The 16,730-nt window shown below is 62.9% G+C and carries 16 protein-coding genes; 5 read left to right on the top strand and 11 right to left on the bottom strand.

Annotation, left to right across the window (positions count from 1 at the left end; genetic code table 11):
• Positions 1 to 88: 88 nt before the first annotated feature.
• The gene (locus GEV02_RS05960) at positions 89 to 868 is read left to right on the top strand and encodes an alpha/beta fold hydrolase (RefSeq protein ID WP_152837075.1); all 780 of its coding nucleotides are present in this window, start codon (positions 89 to 91) and stop codon (positions 866 to 868) included.
• Between the two features lie 91 nt (positions 869 to 959).
• Here the strand turns inward: GEV02_RS05960 and GEV02_RS05955 are convergent, their stop codons facing one another.
• Both GEV02_RS05955 and GEV02_RS05950 read right to left on the bottom strand, forming a co-directional pair.
• Positions 960 to 1,721, bottom strand: coding sequence for a PEP-CTERM sorting domain-containing protein (locus GEV02_RS05955; protein WP_235922679.1), 762 nt, complete (start codon positions 1,719 to 1,721; stop codon positions 960 to 962).
• Between the two features lie 154 nt (positions 1,722 to 1,875).
• Positions 1,876 to 2,337 (bottom strand): MerR family transcriptional regulator, encoded by a 462-nt coding sequence (locus GEV02_RS05950; RefSeq protein ID WP_235922678.1) that lies wholly within the window; start codon positions 2,335 to 2,337, stop codon positions 1,876 to 1,878.
• A gap of 26 nt (positions 2,338 to 2,363) precedes the next feature.
• Here GEV02_RS05950 and GEV02_RS05945 point away from each other — a divergent pair, with 26 nt between their 5' ends.
• Positions 2,364 to 3,584, top strand: coding sequence for an NADH:flavin oxidoreductase/NADH oxidase family protein (locus GEV02_RS05945; protein WP_152837073.1), 1,221 nt, complete (start codon positions 2,364 to 2,366; stop codon positions 3,582 to 3,584).
• Here the strand turns inward: GEV02_RS05945 and GEV02_RS05940 are convergent.
• Together GEV02_RS05940 and GEV02_RS05935 are read right to left on the bottom strand one after the other, a co-directional pair.
• The gene (locus GEV02_RS05940; RefSeq protein WP_152837071.1) at positions 3,581 to 4,324 is read right to left on the bottom strand and encodes a platelet-activating factor acetylhydrolase IB subunit; all 744 of its coding nucleotides are present in this window, start codon (positions 4,322 to 4,324) and stop codon (positions 3,581 to 3,583) included. The two genes, GEV02_RS05945 and GEV02_RS05940, sit on opposite strands and share 4 nt — an antisense overlap.
• 32 nt (positions 4,325 to 4,356) lie before the next feature.
• On the bottom strand, positions 4,357 to 5,526 hold the full coding sequence (locus GEV02_RS05935; protein WP_152837069.1) for an MFS transporter: 1,170 nt from the start codon (positions 5,524 to 5,526) through the stop codon (positions 4,357 to 4,359).
• 95 nt (positions 5,527 to 5,621) lie between these two features.
• On the opposite strand from GEV02_RS05935, the gene GEV02_RS05930 reads away from it, so the two are divergent.
• Both GEV02_RS05930 and GEV02_RS05925 read left to right on the top strand, forming a co-directional pair.
• Positions 5,622 to 5,876 carry a hypothetical protein gene (locus GEV02_RS05930; protein WP_328595735.1) on the top strand — a complete coding sequence of 85 codons (255 nt, stop codon included), beginning with the start codon at positions 5,622 to 5,624 and terminating at the stop codon, positions 5,874 to 5,876.
• An 85-nt stretch (positions 5,877 to 5,961) separates the two neighbouring features.
• Positions 5,962 to 6,294: a PilZ domain-containing protein gene (locus tag GEV02_RS05925; protein ID WP_152837066.1), complete on the top strand. Its 333-nt coding sequence runs from the start codon at positions 5,962 to 5,964 to the stop codon at positions 6,292 to 6,294.
• A 4-nt stretch (positions 6,295 to 6,298) separates the two neighbouring features.
• Here GEV02_RS05925 and GEV02_RS05920 read toward each other — a convergent pair whose 3' ends face one another.
• The 3 genes from GEV02_RS05920 to GEV02_RS05910 form a co-directional block, all read right to left on the bottom strand.
• Positions 6,299 to 8,194: a methyl-accepting chemotaxis protein gene (locus GEV02_RS05920; RefSeq protein WP_235922699.1), complete on the bottom strand. Its 1,896-nt coding sequence runs from the start codon at positions 8,192 to 8,194 to the stop codon at positions 6,299 to 6,301.
• A gap of 285 nt (positions 8,195 to 8,479) precedes the next feature.
• A complete protein-coding gene (locus GEV02_RS05915) occupies positions 8,480 to 8,812 on the bottom strand; it encodes a hypothetical protein (RefSeq protein ID WP_152837064.1) in 333 nt (110 codons plus the stop codon).
• An 84-nt stretch (positions 8,813 to 8,896) separates the two neighbouring features.
• Positions 8,897 to 11,599: a phosphocholine-specific phospholipase C gene (locus tag GEV02_RS05910; protein ID WP_152837062.1), complete on the bottom strand. Its 2,703-nt coding sequence runs from the start codon at positions 11,597 to 11,599 to the stop codon at positions 8,897 to 8,899.
• Positions 11,600 to 11,989: 390 nt separating this feature from the next.
• Between GEV02_RS05910 and GEV02_RS05905 the strand changes: the two genes are divergently transcribed.
• Complete coding sequence (locus GEV02_RS05905; RefSeq protein WP_152837061.1) at positions 11,990 to 13,570, top strand: isocitrate lyase; 1,581 nt, start codon at positions 11,990 to 11,992, stop codon at positions 13,568 to 13,570.
• Between the two features lie 60 nt (positions 13,571 to 13,630).
• On the opposite strand, the gene GEV02_RS05900 is transcribed toward GEV02_RS05905, so the two are convergent.
• The 4 genes from GEV02_RS05900 to GEV02_RS05885 all read right to left on the bottom strand — a co-directional run bounded on the left by GEV02_RS05900 (position 13,631) and on the right by GEV02_RS05885 (position 16,555).
• The gene (locus tag GEV02_RS05900; protein WP_152837059.1) at positions 13,631 to 14,422 is read right to left on the bottom strand and encodes an SDR family NAD(P)-dependent oxidoreductase; all 792 of its coding nucleotides are present in this window, start codon (positions 14,420 to 14,422) and stop codon (positions 13,631 to 13,633) included.
• A 91-nt stretch (positions 14,423 to 14,513) separates the two neighbouring features.
• A complete protein-coding gene (locus GEV02_RS05895) occupies positions 14,514 to 15,365 on the bottom strand; it encodes a GNAT family N-acetyltransferase (RefSeq protein ID WP_152837057.1) in 852 nt (283 codons plus the stop codon).
• Positions 15,366 to 15,394: 29 nt separating this feature from the next.
• Entirely contained in the window at positions 15,395 to 15,853 is a 459-nt protein-coding gene (locus tag GEV02_RS05890) for a nuclear transport factor 2 family protein (RefSeq protein WP_152837055.1), read from the bottom strand.
• Between the two features lie 240 nt (positions 15,854 to 16,093).
• Positions 16,094 to 16,555: an OB-fold protein gene (locus GEV02_RS05885; RefSeq protein WP_174998990.1), complete on the bottom strand. Its 462-nt coding sequence runs from the start codon at positions 16,553 to 16,555 to the stop codon at positions 16,094 to 16,096.
• Positions 16,556 to 16,730: the final 175 nt, after the last annotated feature.

Genomic DNA, 16,730 nt, shown 5'->3' with positions numbered 1-16,730 from the left:
GCGTGATATAGGCCACACATCGTGGCGCGCTGCCGGTTTCACAAGTGCCGGTATAATATGCGCTCCGTTTTTTCGTGTCGTGCTGATAATGAAACCTGCTGTTGTACTGCTGCATAGTTCCATGAGTTCCAAGGCCCAGTGGGCCGACCTGGTGTCGCAACTCGAAGACAGTTTCCGCTGCATCGCCGTCGACCTGCTTGGCTACGGCGCCTCGCCCTTCCCGGCCGATGTCGGCGACGGCTACGTTCACACGCTGGCGCACGAAGTCGACGCCGTCAACGCCGCCATCGCCTCGCGCCTGGAGCCAGGCGAAGCTTTCCACCTGATCGGCCACTCCTACGGCGGCGCCTCGGCGCTGCACATGGCGCGCCGCATGCCCGGCCGCGTGCTGTCGCTGACACTGTTCGAACCGGTGGCCTTCCACCTGCTGCCGGCCCGGCATCCGGCGCGCGCCGAGATCGTCGATGTGGTGGGCCGCATCAATGCCTGCGCGGCGCATCAGGACCGCGACGCCACCCGCATCTTCATCGATTACTGGAACCGCGCCGGCGCCTTCGACGCCGCGCCGCCGGCGGCGCAAAACAAGATGGTGGGCATGATCGCCAAGGTGCGGCTGGACTTCCAGGCGCTGCTGGGCGAAGCGGCCACGCTGGACGATCTGTCGGCGCTGACCATGCCGGCACTGGTGATGTCGGGCGCGCACAGCCCGGCCTCCACGCGGCTGCTGGCCGAAGCGCTGGCCGCCGCCCTGCCCGAAGCCACCGCAGTGCAAACGCGCGGCGGCCACATGGGGCCGATCACCCACGGTGCCGTGGTCAATTCCGCCATCGTCAACTTCCTGGCCGACGCCGAAGTCACCGCCGATTGACAAGGATGCGGCCCCCAACAAGGAACTGGACGCAGACAACAGCGTCGCCATCGCCGGCGACGCTGTCAATGGTGTTCCGAGCTAGGCCGCGTCAATGCCTGCGCGACCGACCAGGAACGCGACGCCCCAACGCCATCAGCCCCAGGCCGGCCAGCAACATTACATAGGTCTCCGGTTCAGGCACGGCACTCACCTGGGCGGTGAGCATCATGTCGCCGAAGCGAATCTCAGAGCGCGATGGCCCTCGGTATAGTATCGGAATCTCGCCATGAGGATAGGTGACCGAGGCGCACAATGCGAACACATCTACCAAGCTGAGGATGTTAGAAACGAAAGTGCCGGTGTTGTGTAGCGCCAAGGACATACTAAAATTTGTGACGCCGTTCAAGTTCTCGGTTTTCCAATCGGCGGCCAGTGGGGCGAGGTCGGGCTGCCAGATACTCCACCGGACCTTTGCCGAGTTGGTCGCTTTGCCCTCGTTCCAGTAGCTATAACCAACACCGCTCGTGTCGACTTCCAGCAAGCCGGTGAGGGTGCCGCTCAAGGTCAGCGACGTAATCTGATAGCCCTGCCGAACGGAGCCGCTCAGTTGGGTCAACGCTTGGTCGCCGTCCGATCTCCAACTATAGTCTACCTGCAGGGCGGTGTCCGGGGCGCCAGCCCCCCGCATCGCAATCTTAATGGTTCCATTTTCATCGGACACGACATTCATCCCGAAGCTAGAACTATCCACCGACTCAGTCAGCTCGAGGTCGAAGCCGCTGGTGCTAAGCTGCGTTGCCGCGTGGGCGGCAGAGCCAGCCAAAAACAAACTGCTGAGCAAAAAACCGGACAACGCATCTTTCATATTCATCCTACGCTCCGATAGTTATAAAAAAGAATAGATTAATGATAATGCATTTTCAATTAAGACAATCTATCCAATTATCGCCTTTTCAATTAAATATCGGATGAAACCTCTGGACAGGCTAGCTGGCGCACAGTCATCACCAGCGGCACACGCACCGTCATTCCCGCGAAAGCGGGAATCCATGCGCCGCCTCCGCCGCAAACTCGGCATTGCTCAGGCACTGATTGTTGGCCCACGAGCGCGTCAGCTTGTCGCGCGTCTCCAGCAGCGAGGCGCGCTGTGCATCCAGAGTCTGCACCATGCGCTCGATCTCGCCCAGGCGCGCATCGAGCTTGTCTAGCAGCCCGTCCTGGAACGCCGCCCCCTCCAGCATCGACACCGCGCGGATCGCCTCCAGCGTGAAGCCCAGATTCTGGCCGATCTGGATCAGAAGCAGCCGCTCCAGCGCCGCCTCCGCATACACGCGGTAGCCATTCGCGCCGCGCACCGCCCTGGGCAGCAAGCCCTCCCTCTCGTAGTACCGGATCGCCGAGGCCGCAACGCCCGAGCGCTGCGCCAATTCGCCTATTTTCATTTTTCGCTTGACCTTGAAGTGAACTTCAACCTTAGGATACATCATCTCCTTTACCCGAATCCGGAATCGACATGATGTTCACCGCTCTGACGCTGCCGAACGGCAGCACCCTCCCCAACCGCCTGGCCAAGGCCGCGATGGAAGAAAACATGGCCGACGCCGGCCAGCTGCCCGGCCCCGCGTTAAACCGTTTATACGAAAGCTGGGCTGACGGCGGCGTCGGCCTCATCATCACCGGCAACGTCATGATCGACGGCCGCGCGATGACCGGACCGGGCGGCGTGGTGCTGGAAGCGGGCACGCCGCTGGACGCGTTCCGCACGTGGTCGCAGGCGGCGCGCCGCCAGGGCGCGCAGGTGTGGATGCAGATCAACCACCCCGGCCGCCAGGTGATGGCCAATATGGGCGGCAACGCCTGGGCGCCGTCGGCGGTGGCGCTGGATATGGGCAAGCACAGCAAGCTGTTCGCGCAGCCCGTCGAGATGGGCGCCGCGCAGATCGAGGAAGTCATCAGCCGCTTCGCCGCCACCGCGCATGCGGCGGAAAAGGCCGGCTTCAACGGCGTGCAGATCCACGCCGCGCACGGCTACCTGATCTCGCAATTCCTGTCGCCGCTGACCAACCGCCGCCGCGACGACTGGGGTGGCAGCCTGGCCAACCGCGCCCGCCTGCTGCTGGAGGTGGTGCGCGCGGTGCGATCGCGCGTGTCGCCCGGCTTCAGCGTGGCCGTCAAACTGAATTCGGCGGACTTCCAGCGCGGCGGCTTTTCCGAGGACGATGCCAGGCAGGTGGTGTTGCTGCTCAACGAGCTGCCGGTGGATTTGATCGAACTGTCCGGCGGCAGCTACGAAAGCCCGGCCATGCAGGGCCGCACCGCCGACGGCCGCACGCTGGCGCGCGAAGCCTACTTCCTGGAGTTCGCCAAGGAACTGGCGGCGGTCGCCCGCATGCCCGTCATGACCACCGGCGGCATCGCCCGCAAGCAGGTGGCCGAACAGGTGCTGGCCAGCGGCATCGCCGTGGCGGGCATCGCCACCGCGCTGGCCGAGGTGCCCAACCTGCCGCAGGAATGGCGCGCAGGCCGCTCGCCGGCAGCGCTGCCGCCGCCCGTGACGTGGAAAGACAAGACCATGGCATCGGTCGCCGCCATGGCGCTGGTCAAGCGCCGTCTGCGCGCGTTGGGCAGCGGCGTGCAACGCACAGGCAACTACTCGCCGCTGCTGACCATGGTGATGGGCCAGCTGCGCATGGCCTTGCTGACCAGGCGCTACCGGGCCTGGCTGCAGCGCTAGTCGGGCGCCATCAGCCGTTTCAGCTCGGGCGCCATTGCCCGCGCCCAGATTTCATAGCCCTTCTGGTTCGGATGCAGCAGGTCGGGCATGATGTCGGTCGACAGCCTGCCATCGGCCGTCAGGAATTCCTGGTTGAGGTTGAGGAAGTAGACCTGCCGGTTGTCGGCAAAGCCGGCGATGATGCCGTTGACCTGCTCGTTGATGCGGCGCAGCGGGTCGTCCGCCGTTTCGCCGCGCGGGAAGATCGCCAGCAGCAAAATCTTCGCGGCCGGCAGACGCTGGCGCAGTTCCTCGATGTCGCGCCGGATGCCGGCGGCGGTGGTCTTGGGATCTTCCTTGCGATGGCCGGTGTTGTTGGTGCCTATCATCAGCACCGCGACCTTGGGCGCGATGCCGTCCACCTCGCCGTGCTGCAGGCGCCACAGCACGTTCTCGGTGCGGTCGCCGCTGAAGCCCAGCCCCAGGGCGTGCATGGGCTTGTAGTAGCGCTCCCACACCTCGGGTCCACGGTCTTCCCAGCCATGCGTAATCGAATCGCCGATGAAGACGACCTCGGCCGACTTGCCCAGCGCCCGCGCTTCCGCCAGCTTCTTCTCGTGGCGCGGCATCCACCAGTCGACGGCCCAAGGTTCGTTCAGCGTTGCCGGCGTTACCGACAAGGACGCCTCAAGCGGCGCGGCGCAGCAGGCAAGCTGCAGGACGGCCAGGCATACGGCCACGGAGCAGCGGATACGATTCATAGCAAGTGTCTCCCTGAGTGAAATGGTATGGTTCAATCGGCCAACGATGTTTGCACGCGATACGACAACGGCAGCGTCAACAGCAACAAGGCGGCCAGCGCCATCAACGCAGTCGGCACGCCGACCACATCGCCCAGGCGGCCGAACAGCACCGGCGCCAGCGCGCCGCCGCCGACCGTGCCGGTGTAGAACTGGGCGAAGGCTTGCTCGCGCTTGCCGGGCGCGGCCAATTCGGGCACCGTGCCGTACAACACCGACGAGGTGCCGTTCAAGGCCAGCCCCAGCAGCGGCAGCATGGCCATCATCGCCGTCAGCGGCAACCACACCGACAACAGTATCAGCATCGCCGTGGCCGACTCCGTGATCCACACCGTCTTCATCATGCCGATGCGCGCGCCCAGGTAGCCGCAGAACAGCTTGCCGAAAGCGCCGCCGACAAACAGCAGCGACAGCGCCACGCCGATGCCGGCCGTGCCGGCGCCCTTGTTCTGCAACAGGAAAGGCAGGAAGGTCAGAAAGCCCATGCGCACCGCGCTGTCGAGCATGCCCGTCATATTGAGCGCGCGCAGGCCGCGGACCGAGCCCTTGCCGACGACCGTCCTGGCGGATGGCGTGGCATCGTGCTCCGCCACCACGGCCACCGGCAGCAGCCACCACAGCAGCGCCGCCGCGGCCAGGCCCAGGCAGCCGATCAGCACCACGCTGGCCTGCCAGCTCACCACCACCAGCAGCAGGCCGACCGCGCCCGGCACCAGCGTCTTGCCGATGTCGCCGGCGAAGTTGTACTGCGCCAGCGCTTCCTTGACGCCGCCGCCCGCCTCGTGCGTATCGGTGACGATGGACGAGGCCAGCGGATGCTGGGTGCTCGCGCCCAGGCCTCCCAGCAGCAGCGCGAACAGCAGCACCGTCAGGCCGCCGGCCATGCCCGCGATCAGGTAAGCGATGCCGGCCAGCGCGGTGCCGCCGATCAGCGTGCGCTCGCGGCCCCAGCGTTTGGCCATGCGGCTGGCCAGCAACTGGAATCCCGCCATCATGCCGGAGTAGGCGCCGCGCAGCAGGCCCACCATCGCCAGGCTGATGGCGAACTGCGCCTGCCAGATCGGCAGCAGCACATAGATCACATCGGTCAAGCCATCGTGGATGGCATGGGCGCTGCAGGCAGCGATAAGCGAACGGCGGCGTACATTCTTGGTATCATTCATTGCAGGGATTGTAATGGATTCCCCGGTACTGCGCGCCATAGCCGGGCCGGAGCGCGTACATTGGCGGCGTAGAGCCAGCCATCAAGGAGGCAGCCGTGCCGACCAAGTACATCGACGATTACGAAATCGAATTTTCGGCGGAGCCGCTGGAAGGCTGCGCGCTGTGGGGCGCCTACGTCGCGGTGTTCGCGCCGTCCACCACGCCCATGCACCGCATCAACATCCGCCACAAGCGCCGGGTGGCGGTGACACAGCGCTTCGTCGACGCCGCCTCCGCCTGCGCCGCGGCGGAAGCGGCGGCGCCCAATATTGTCGCTTCGATCAAGGCGAGCCCGACAGGACGTAGATAGGCCGCCACACTTGCGGGCTCAACGCTTGCAACGGGCGGCGCTCAGCTGATATTCTTTTCCCAACGCTACTATTGGGATACCAGCGATGAATCAGAAAGCCAGAGTCTCCCACCGCCACGCGACCCGTCATGCGGCCACGCTGACGATGATCGACGAAACCCGCCACACCGCCCGCACGCTGGACTTGTCGCATGGCGGCGTCAGCCTGCAAACCGGCAGCCAGATCCGGCTGGCCCAGTACTGCGCCGTCTCGTTCCAGGTGCAGCTGGGCGACGCCAGCCACAAGGTGCTGGCCATGGGCCAGGTGGTCTACAGCGATCCCGACGCCGAACTCGGCTACAAGACCGGCGTGCAATTCCTGCGCATCGACGACGGCAGCGTGGCCGTCATCGACCAGCTGCTGCAGTCGCCGGCATGACGGCTCAGTAGCGCACGAACTGGGACTCGTCGGGCGCTTCGACGCTGATCGCGCGCACCGGCGCCAGACGGCTGCGCAGCACCACACCATGTTGGCGCTGTCCGCCGTGCCTTGGGGCAGAACCGTTCAGCGCAAAGAAGCCCATGGTCTGCTGCAGCTCTTCGGCCTGGGTGCTCATCTGCTCCGCCGTCGCCGCCAGCTCCTCCGAACCGGAAGCGTTTTGCTGCGTGGTCTGGCTTAACTGGCTGATCGCGGAATTTATCTGCACCAGTCCGGTCGATTGCTCTTCCGATGCGGCCGTGATTTCCTGCACCAGGTCCGAAGTCTTTTTGATGTTGGGCACCATCGCGCCCAGCATCTGCCCGGCCCGCTCGGCCAGATCGACGCTGCCGCTGGCCACCTGGCCGATTTCCTGCGCCGCCACCTGGCTGCGCTCGGCCAGCTTGCGCACCTCCGCCGCGACGACGGCAAAGCCCTTGCCGTGCTCGCCGGCACGCGCCGCTTCGATGGCCGCGTTCAGCGCCAGCAGGTTGGTCTGGTAAGCGATATCGTCGATGATTAACACCTTGGCCGCGATCTGCTTCATCGCCGCCACCGTCGAGCGCACCGCATCGCCGCCCTCGCTGGCCTCGACGGCGGCGCGGCTGGCCATGGCGTCCGTCACCTTGGCGTTGTCGGTGTTCTGGGCCACCGAGGCCGTCATCTCTTCGACCGACGCGGACGTCTCTTCCACATTGGACGCCTGCTCGCTGGCGGCCTGCGCCAGCGCCTGCGCCGTCGCGCTGACTTCTTCGGAGGCGGCGGCCAAAGCCTCGGCGCTGTTGTTGACTTCGCTGACCACCTGGGCCAGCTTGGCGACCGTGTTGTTGGCGTATTCCTTCAGCTCGCCGAACGCGCCCTCGTAGGGCTTGTCGATGGTCTTGGTCAGGTCGCCTTCCGACATCGCGCCCATCACGCGCACCACGTCGGCAATGCTGGTGCCGGTGGTGATGGCCAGCTGGTTCAGGCTCTCGCCCATCTCTTGCTGAAAGCCCGCCATGCCGGTCAGGTCGACGCGCGCATCGAAGTTGCCGCGGTTGGCTGCGGACACCAGCGCGCGCTGCCCGTCGACCACCTTGCGCAGCTTGACGATCATTTCGCTGATCGCAAACAGCATGCTGTTGCGGTCATCGGGCTTGAGGCGGATCTCGCCGCTCAGGTCGCCCTTGGCGATACGCTCCATTAGCTCGGCCGCGTAGGTCGGCTCGCCGCCCAGCCGCTTGACCAGGTCGCGCGTAATCAGCCACGCAATCACGATCGCCGCCAGCACCGCCGCGATCGACAGCGTGACCACCACCTTGCGCGTCTCCAGATAGCTGTCTTCGGCCTGCTGGGCTTCCTGGTCCATCAAGTCGCTCTGGAACTTGGCGAAGGTGTCCAGCGTGCCGGCATAGACGTTGTTGGATTCCGCGAAATCCCCTTTCAGGAATTCGATCGCTTTTTTCTGGTCGCTCTTGGCCAGCGCGTACAGCTGATCGTATTTCCCGGTCATCATCTCCGCTTTGCCGGCGACATCCTTGAACAACTGCCGCCCCTTCTCGCTGCTGAGCAGCTTGTCGATCTTTTCCATCGCCTCGGCGATCTTGGCGCGGTCGGCCTCGGCCAGCTTGCGGAATTTCTCGCGCTCGTCGTCGCTGGTCGCCAGCATCATGCTGCGCAACTGGCGACCGCTATCGATGGTGTAGCGGATGTTGTCCTTCGCCAGCACCACCTTGGGGTAACGGTCTTCAGTGATGCGATTGATCGCGTCATTCAACGCAGCAAGGCGCGTTATGCTCACCACCGACAGCAGCAGCAACAGGACCACTACAGCGCCAAAACCCAGACCCAGACGGGTCGCCACCTTCATGTTTGCAAACATCATGTCTCCTCGAAGAAACGCTATGTCTTGCTGCTCACGGAATTGAGATGAATCAGGGCTGGTCCGGCGGGTGCAAGCTTGCGGACGGGGTGAAGGAAATGTGCGCGCTCATCTCGACAATCTGATCAAAAAATTAAAGCTGGCACCAAGTCAAACTTGATGCCCTGCCATGGATGTTTTTCTCAGCGAGTTACTTGAAGCAGAGAGAGATTGTCCACCAGCATATTGGCCGGGTCAATCACTTCAACGCGAGGTGTGGTTGAAACTAATCGGGCAGCGGGATGTTCATTTGCTGCTTGCCGCCGGCGGCTTCCATGGCAAATGTTCCCGGCTGGATTTCCACGCCCCACAGGGTCTTGTTGCTGCTGCCGTGTTTGCAGCGCCTTCGTCCGCCGCGAGGAGATACGGATGTTCCAGCTTACTGCGCTCCGGCGTGTGTTCTGTCCGCGCGGGGTAGACCGCATTGCCGACGAAATACCTGTCCACGCGCATGACGCCGCCGTGGGCCGCGCAGTAATCCGTCAGCTGCGGCTTGGGCCAGTACAACTGCGTGCTGTCCGCGTCGGTGAAATGCGCCACATAGCCGCCCGCAGAAGCCGGGGCATCGGGCGGCTTCACGGCGGAGGCGCAATGTGTCACGGGGCATCAAGCCCCGTCAAGGAAAATTTGTCTTTGTGACAATTGGCGAGATTGCCGCCGCGCTCAGGTAACGGTGAACGCAGCCGGGCCGGCCAGCACGCCGTAGCCGTCGTTGTACAGGCACCAGGCGCTGTAGTTGCCCGGCGCCAGTTTGCTGGTGTCGAAGCTGGCGCTGCCGCTGGCGGCGGTGACGTACTGCCAGATGATGTAGGTGCCGCTGCCCGGCGTGACACCGGCTTTCCAGATGCCGATCCAGTTGGTGCTGTTGACCTTGGACGCAGGCAGTGCATAGCTGAAGGCGATCGCCGTCCCCTGCTTTACGCTGGCGGCCGATGCGGCCAGCTGCGTCACGCTGAACGCCACCGGCCCGCCCAGCGTCACGTAAGCGTTCTGATACAGATACCACGCCGTGTAATCGCCCACCGCCATCGAGCCGGTGTTGAACGATGCGCTGCCGCGCGCATTCGGCGCGTAAGCCCACTGCACCGCACTGCCCTTGCCCGGCGAAGTGCCTGCCGCGAACAGGCCTATCCAGTTTTGCGCATTGAGCTTGCCGGGTGGCGCTGCGTAGTTGAACACCGCCGCGCCGCCGCGCGTGACGTTGGGCGTGCTGGTGCCGAGAAAAATCTTGACGCGGTTGGTGCCTATCATCGGATCGGGACGGCTAGGCATTCCGGTTTCCACGTGGCCGGCCGCGCGGCGCAGCCATTGCGGATCGGCGTCGCTGGTGACGCTGAGGTCGTACCAGCCGTAGCTGCCCGTCAGATTGAACGGCACCGACAAGGTCTGGCCGGCGGCCACGCGATAGGTGGCGGTGCCAGCGCCGTAGGCATTGTCGGTAACGGTGTAGCCGCAGGCCTGCTGGCCGTCCAGGTTCGACAGCACCAGGCTGATGTTGCCGCTGCCGCGCTCGTAGCGGACTTGCACTTCCGGCCGCGCGCCGCCTGCCGTGGCCGCAGCGAACGCGCCCTTGTACTGGCGCAGGAAGCCGTTGGCGCCATGTACGCTGAGGTCGTAGGCGCCGCCGCTCCAGTTCCACACTTCGTTGTCGATTTCCTTGCCCGCTTCGACCGTGTAGTACCACGGTCCATCGGCACGCAAGCCGGAGTAGACGATGAAGGCCGCACCGGCCTGGCCGCTGTTGGCAAAGCTCAGCGCGTACTGCCCGGCGCCGGCCAGCTTGCCCTGCACCGACAGCTCATACGGCAAGGCGCAGGCGATGCGCGGCCCCGGCGCGCTGGTGCCGGGCTCCTGCCTCGGCATGGCTTGCACCGTCGGCGGCATCGGATACGGCTTGCCGGAGACGCGCTGGTAGGCCGCCGTCTTCGGCACGCTGTCCGGCCAGATGCTGTTGGGCGTGCTGAAGTCGAAGGCCGAGGTCAGATCGCCGCAGACGGCACGGCGCCACGGCGAGATCAGATCGCACTGAACATTGGCGCGGGCCTTGCCGCGCACCACCAGCCACTCTTCCAGGAAGCGCAGCTTGGACGTGTGGTCGAACAGCTGCGAGCACACGCGTCCGCCTTTGCTCCACGGCGAGATCACCAGCATCGGCACGCGCGGCCCCAGTCCCACCGGCACGCCCTGGTAGTTTTCGTGGGTGCCGACATCGGCCAGCGTGGTCTTGCCCATGCCCGCGTTGAGCGGCGCCAGGTCCGACGGCACGTGGTCAAAGAAGCCGTCGTTTTCATCGTACATCAACAGGAACACGGTCTTGGACCAGACCTCGGGATTGGCCACCAGCGCGGCCAGCAGGCGCGCGGTGATGTGCTCGCCGGCGTTGGGCGAGTTCGGCGCATGCTCGGTGTAATCGTTCGGCGAACTGATCCACGACACCTGCGGCAGGCGGTTGTTGCGCACATCGTCGGCGAAGGATTCGACCAGCCAATCGCCCTTGGTGCCGCTGGCGTTGGCCGCGTTGGAACCGGGCGCCAGCAAGCGGCCCTTGCGATACAAGGGCGAGTTGCTGTCGAGGCGGCTGCCGTCGGCGTTGACGCGGAAGTTCTTGAAGTAGGCCAGGTAGTTGTCGCCGTAGTTGTCCCACTCCTGGTAGACCTTCCAGCTGACCTGGTTCGCTTCCAGCACTTCGGCATAGGTGCGCCAGTTGGGCGCGCCTGCGGTGACGCTGGCGGAGATATTGTCCAGCGCGGGATCGCCGTTGTAGTAGCCGGCCGCGTTGATGTTGTACAGGCTGCCCATGGCGCCCATCCAGCCCTGGTTGCTGCCGGTGAGCGAGTACAGCCGGTTCGGATCGGTGGCGCCGAACACCGAGCAGTGATACGCGTCGCAAATGGTGAACGCGTCCGCCAGCGCGTAGTAGAACGGCAGGTCGCCACGGTCGAAGTAGCCCATGGTCTGCGGCGTCTTTTGCTTGACCCACGCATCCCAGCCCTGCCAGGTGGTCTGCGAGCCCTTCCACGAGTGGTTGGTGCCGACCGACAGCGCGCTGGTGTTCTTGGCGTCGAAGTGGAAGGGCAGCACGTAGCCGCCGCTGCCGTCCGGCTGATACCAGACCGGGTGGCCGTCGGGCAGGTCGATCGCGCGCGGATCGTCGAAACCGCGCACGCCGGCCAGCGTGCCGAAGTAATGGTCGAAGGAACGGTTCTCCTGCATGAAGATGACCACGTGCTCGACGTCGGCCAGGGTGCCGGTGGCGTTATTCGCGGGCACTGCCAGCGCCTGCCGGATCAGGTCCGGGAACATCGAGCTGGCGGTCACGCCAGCGCCGGCGGCGTAGCGGAGGAATTTGCGGCGGGTGATGGACATCGGCGGTCTCTCGGAATGCGCGGAATCAAGAATCATAGCGAGCAAATATGACAATGTTGTTGCAGAGTGCGGATAAAACATCACGATCCTGCGAATTTCATCAACAAGCCCCTCCCGCCTCAAGAGCTGAAAAATCGTTTCACATCGCGAAATTCCGCACAATTATCGGCTGCCCGATCTACCTCACTTTTTGAAAATTCATTTTACATAGTGGAATTTAACATCTAAGCCGTTGAAATACAAAGACTAAATTTAAGTTATATGTCTTATATAAGACCTTGATGCAGTGCACCAGAATGGCCTACTATTTAGTCATGCAGTTTGCTTCGACAAGACGTAGCGGCGCACTCAAGATTTTCTCAAACTTGCTTTATTCTTTAGGAGATACACATGTCCCAATATCAAGACGACATCAAGGCAGTTGCTGGTTTGAAAGAGCAACAAGGCAGCGCCTGGAACGCCATCAATCCTGAGTCCGCCGCCCGCATGCGCGCCCAGAACAAGTTCAAGACCGGTCTGGACATCGCCAAGTACACCGCCAAGATCATGCGCGCCGACATGGCCGCCTACGACGCCGATCCATCCAAGTACACCCAGTCGCTGGGTTGCTGGCACGGTTTCATCGGGCAGCAGAAGATGATCTCCATTAAGAAGCACTTCAACAGCACCGACCGCCGCTACCTCTACCTGTCGGGCTGGATGGTTGCCGCGCTGCGCTCCGAGTTCGGCCCGCTGCCTGACCAGTCGATGCACGAAAAAACCGCCGTCTCGGCGCTGATCAAAGAGCTGTACACCTTCCTGCGCCAGGCCGACGCCCGCGAACTGGGCGGCCTGTTCCGCCAGCTGGACGCCGCCGAAGGCCCGGCCAAAGCCGCCATCCAGTCGCAGATCGACAACCACGTGACCCACGTCGTGCCTATCATCGCCGACATCGACGCCGGTTTCGGCAACGCCGAAGCGACCTACCTGCTGGCCAAGCAGTTCATCGAGGCAGGCGCCTGCTGCATCCAGGTGGAGAACCAGGTGTCGGACGAAAAGCAATGCGGCCACCAGGACGGCAAAGTCACCGTGCCGCACGAAGACTTCCTCGCTAAGATCCGCGCCATCCGCTACGCCTTCCTGGAACTGGGCGTGGACGACGGCATCATCGTCGCCCGTACCGACTCGCTGGGCGCCGGCCTGACCAAGCAGATCGCCGTCACCAACGAACCAGGCGACCTGGGCGACCAATACAACTCCTTCCTCGATTGCGAAGAAGTGTCGGCCGACGCGCTGGGCAATGGCGACGTCATCATCAAACGCGAAGGCAAGCTGCTGCGTCCTAAGCGCCTGCCAAGCAACCTGTTCCAGTTCCGCGCCGGCAGCGGCGAAGCGCGCTGCGTACTCGACAGCATCACCTCGCTGCAAAACGGCGCCGACCTGCTGTGGATCGAAACCGAAAAACCGCATATCGCCCAGATCGGCGGCATGGTCAGCGAAATCCGCAAAGTGATCCCGAACGCCAAGCTGGTGTACAACAACAGCCCATCGTTCAACTGGACGCTGAACTTCCGTCAGCAGGTGTATGACGCGATGAAGGCAGAAGGCAAGGATGTATCGGCCTACGAGCGCACCCAGCTGATGAGCGTGGAATACGACACGACCGAACTGGCGATCGCCGCTGATGAGAAGATCCGCACCTTCCAGGCTGATGCAGCCCGCGAAGCCGGCATCTTCCACCACCTGATCACGCTGCCGACCTACCACACCGCCGCGCTGTCGACCGACAACCTGGCCAAGGAATACTTCGGCGACCAGGGCATGCTGGGCTATGTGGCTGGCGTGCAGCGCAAGGAAATCCGTCAAGGCATCGCCTGCGTCAAGCACCAGAACATGTCCGGCTCGGACATCGGCGACGACCACAAGGATTACTTCAGCGGCGAAGCAGCGCTGAAGGCCGCTGGTAAAGACAACACGATGAACCAGTTCTAAGATTTGGTCTCAGAAAAAAAGCTCGCCTCGGCGAGCTTTTTTTTCGACCATGTCCCACCGTCAGAACGCGCTCTTGATGACGCCACCGTCGACGCGCAGCGCCGCGCCGGTGGTCGCCGATGCGAGCGGGCTTGCCACGTAGGCCACGAGCGAAGCCACCTCCTGCGGCGTGCCGAAGCGCTTGATCAGTGAAGTCGGACGCACGTGATCGAAGAACTCCGCCTCGACCTGCTCGAAACTCTTGTCGCTAGCTCGCGCCATGTCTGCGACGAAGTCGCCAACGCCACGCGATTTCGTCGGGCCGGGCAGTACGCTGTTGACGGTGATGCCGGTGCCGGCAACCGATTCCGCCAACCCGCGCGCCACCGCGAGTTGCGCGGTCTTGGTCATGCCGTAGTGGATCATCTCGGTGGGAATCTGCACCGCGCTTTCGCTGGAGATGAAGATGATCCGTCCCCAGTTGGTGCGCTTCATCTCCGGCAGCACCAGGCGCGCAAGGCGCACGCCGCTCAGCACATTGACATCAAAGAAGCGCATCCAATCTTCATCGAGAATATCTTCGAAAGCCTTGGGCTCGAAGATGCCGAGGTTGTTGACCAGGATGTTGATGTCCGGATGAAGCCGTACGACTTCCGCCGCAGCCTCGGCGCGGCTCAGGTCCGCGACATAGCCGTGGACGGTGCCCTGCGTCTCCGAGCGGATGCGTTCCACCGCCTCGTCGACCCCGGCCTGCGTCCGGCCGTTGACGATCACGCTGGCGCCCTCCTTGGCCAGCGTCTGCGCTATCGCGTAGCCGATGCCGGCCGTGCTGCCACTTACCAAAGCTACTTTGCCACTGAGTTGCAAGTCCATGTCGATCTCCTAAGGATGTGCTCAAGTTGGTGTTCGTCATATCGGCTACAACTTCAGTGTATCAAGAAGCCTCTCCCGCATCCTCTCCCATTTAGCCCAGCTCGAAGGTCGTGATGCCGTACTGCCTGTCCATGTTGAGCTCGGGCGCTTCCCGCGTGTACATGCGCGCAGTCTCAAAGCAGCGTTGCATCTGATGGCGCTCGGCAAGCGCAACGGCCGCGGGATTCAATTCAGGGACATCGAGAAACACAGGCTGCTCCGGCGTCAGCTGATCCAACACACTGGCAAACAACTGCTCCGCCACCGCAGGCGTATCGGCGAACAAGGGACCGACCTTGTAGCCGGTGCGACACGGCCGCGCCACCACATACCCAGCCAGCCCTTCAGCGCCCGCAATGCCAAGCGCGATGTGCTGTTCCTGTCGCACCCAACGTTGCAGGAAGCGGGCACGCGCTTCCGGGAAGAAGCGCCGGTCATAGCGGCAGATTTCAGCATCGCTCAGCGTCGACAACGGCACCGTTGCGCGCGCGTCAGTCGAGCGTCCGCCGCCTCGTCCCTCATATCGGAAATTGCGATGTGCAAGATGAAAGCCCGACTTCGCATAATTGGCTTGTTGCGCCAGCACGCCGTCGAGTCCGATGTTACGGCCGGAGAGCCGCTGCATCGCGGCCTGCCACAGCGTCCAACCATAACCGCGACCGCGCCAGGCGGGCTTGACGATGTAGCCGCCGATGAAGCCGAAGCCGGCGCCATACCTGACCGCGAAAATACTCGCGACCGGCTCGCCGTCCAATGCGCCGATCAGAAACCCTTCGGGGTCGGCGGCGTAGAAACAGGCCGCATCGTGCAGGCCGGGATTCCAGCCTTCATCGGCCGCCCAGTCCAGGGCGAGACCAAGCTCAGCCTCGCTCATGTGTCGTATTGCCAGCGGTGGTGCAACCATGATTTCCTCCCGGCCGTAGCGCGCCTTGATTACTTTTTGCTGACCTGGCGTGCCGTGTCGTGATACTGCCAAAGCACATTGACGATCTTCCACTCGCTGCGCTGGTTCTTGTACAAGTGCATATAGTCGATCCACTCGTCGGCGGTCAGCTTGACGGTGGCCACACGCTGGTCGACATCGAGGATCTTGATGTCCACACGTGGCTGAGCGGGGAACTTCGTGCCGTCCTTGTTGTAGGTGCGGGCTACCTTGACCATGGTGTCGAAGTCGGTGTTCATGATGAACTCCGATCCGTCAGCCGCCTGCCAATACGTGCGCTTGGCCAGCTTGGGGTCGATGCCGCGCTCCATGCGCGCCGGATCGGCCTTGTGCTGCGACTCGATGTAGTCGCGCACTGCGCGTTCGATCAGCTGGTTATCGGTGGCATCGGCTGCATGCACAGCCAGCGGCGACAGGGCGAACAAAAGAAGCATCAAAGAGCGTTTCATGGGCACCCTTACCAAGTAGATAACACCAGCATGAAAACACAAGTCCAAGCACTAGGCAACGTGATTCGACCCAGTGCTTCGGTGGAGCAAGAATAGCTAAAAAATGTTGAACCGTTTTGTCGAACCAAGGTCTGTACCGCGCCGCACGAAGACGATTCGCAATAAGGAGAAAAATCATGCGGCAATTTCTGAGAGAGCTGCGTTGATCGATTGAATCCGCAACTCCCGGGTGATAACCGATTAGATGAGCGAGCAGGAATCCGACATCGGAATCTTGGCCATGTCTCCTCTGCCAGTGCAGGTCATCTCGACCTGGGCGCCCCGCTTGAGCTTGGCGAGTTGAGGGCCGGCGTCCTTATCGAAGGCAAACTGCGGCTCCATGAATTCGTTCACGCCACCGCGCAATGTCAAGTACGGACGGCCAAGGATATCGGTATTGATCTCCGCAACGGTGCCGGTCACTTTGAATGCCTTGTCTTTAAATTGCTGATCGGCTGCGACGGTGTTCTCGTCATAGGCGACGGCCATGTCGTGCGCGGTCACTGATGGCAGCGCGGCTACCTGAGCCGGAGTTTTCGCGGCTTGATCACTTTCCGGAGCAGCTTGTTGAGCAGCCTTCTCCGCTTTCATTGCATTGACAACGACACCCAGGACCACCAGTGCGAAAAATCCACCGCCTACCCACTTCAAAATCTTTTTCATGCTGTCATCCATTCAATGTTTAGTATAAGAAATTATATTCTAGCAATTAAATGGCGACGGCGCGAGGATCAGTCCCGGGAATACGCCCTTGGTTGCCATGCTGGACCAGCTGTTTCTACGGCCTGGCAAGCGGCGGTGGGATTTGGAGAGTTTGCCAGCATAAAAAACTGTTAAC

The organism is Rugamonas aquatica (genome assembly GCF_009380215.1).
In the GTDB taxonomy this organism is placed as follows: domain Bacteria; phylum Pseudomonadota; class Gammaproteobacteria; order Burkholderiales; family Burkholderiaceae_D; genus Rugamonas; species Rugamonas aquatica_B.
This window is presented reverse-complemented; position numbering and strand designations above follow the sequence as displayed.

Coding starts and splice junctions, on each gene's coding strand:
- GEV02_RS05940 (WP_152837071.1), bottom strand. CDS start 4,324: ATGAATCGTATCCGCTGCTCCGTGGCCGTATGCCTGGCCGTCCTGCAG.
- GEV02_RS05910 (WP_152837062.1), bottom strand. CDS start 11,599: ATGTCCATCACCCGCCGCAAATTCCTCCGCTACGCCGCCGGCGCTGGC.
- GEV02_RS05890 (WP_152837055.1), bottom strand. CDS start 15,853: ATGAAACGCTCTTTGATGCTTCTTTTGTTCGCCCTGTCGCCGCTGGCT.
- GEV02_RS05900 (WP_152837059.1), bottom strand. CDS start 14,422: ATGGACTTGCAACTCAGTGGCAAAGTAGCTTTGGTAAGTGGCAGCACG.
- GEV02_RS05960 (WP_152837075.1), top strand. CDS start 89: ATGAAACCTGCTGTTGTACTGCTGCATAGTTCCATGAGTTCCAAGGCC.
- GEV02_RS05885 (WP_174998990.1), bottom strand. CDS start 16,555: ATGAAAAAGATTTTGAAGTGGGTAGGCGGTGGATTTTTCGCACTGGTG.
- GEV02_RS05895 (WP_152837057.1), bottom strand. CDS start 15,365: ATGGTTGCACCACCGCTGGCAATACGACACATGAGCGAGGCTGAGCTT.
- GEV02_RS05950 (WP_235922678.1), bottom strand. CDS start 2,337: ATGATGTATCCTAAGGTTGAAGTTCACTTCAAGGTCAAGCGAAAAATG.
- GEV02_RS05955 (WP_235922679.1), bottom strand. CDS start 1,721: ATGAATATGAAAGATGCGTTGTCCGGTTTTTTGCTCAGCAGTTTGTTT.
- GEV02_RS05905 (WP_152837061.1), top strand. CDS start 11,990: ATGTCCCAATATCAAGACGACATCAAGGCAGTTGCTGGTTTGAAAGAG.
- GEV02_RS05935 (WP_152837069.1), bottom strand. CDS start 5,526: ATGAATGATACCAAGAATGTACGCCGCCGTTCGCTTATCGCTGCCTGC.
- GEV02_RS05925 (WP_152837066.1), top strand. CDS start 5,962: ATGAATCAGAAAGCCAGAGTCTCCCACCGCCACGCGACCCGTCATGCG.
- GEV02_RS05945 (WP_152837073.1), top strand. CDS start 2,364: ATGATGTTCACCGCTCTGACGCTGCCGAACGGCAGCACCCTCCCCAAC.
- GEV02_RS05920 (WP_235922699.1), bottom strand. CDS start 8,194: ATGTTTGCAAACATGAAGGTGGCGACCCGTCTGGGTCTGGGTTTTGGC.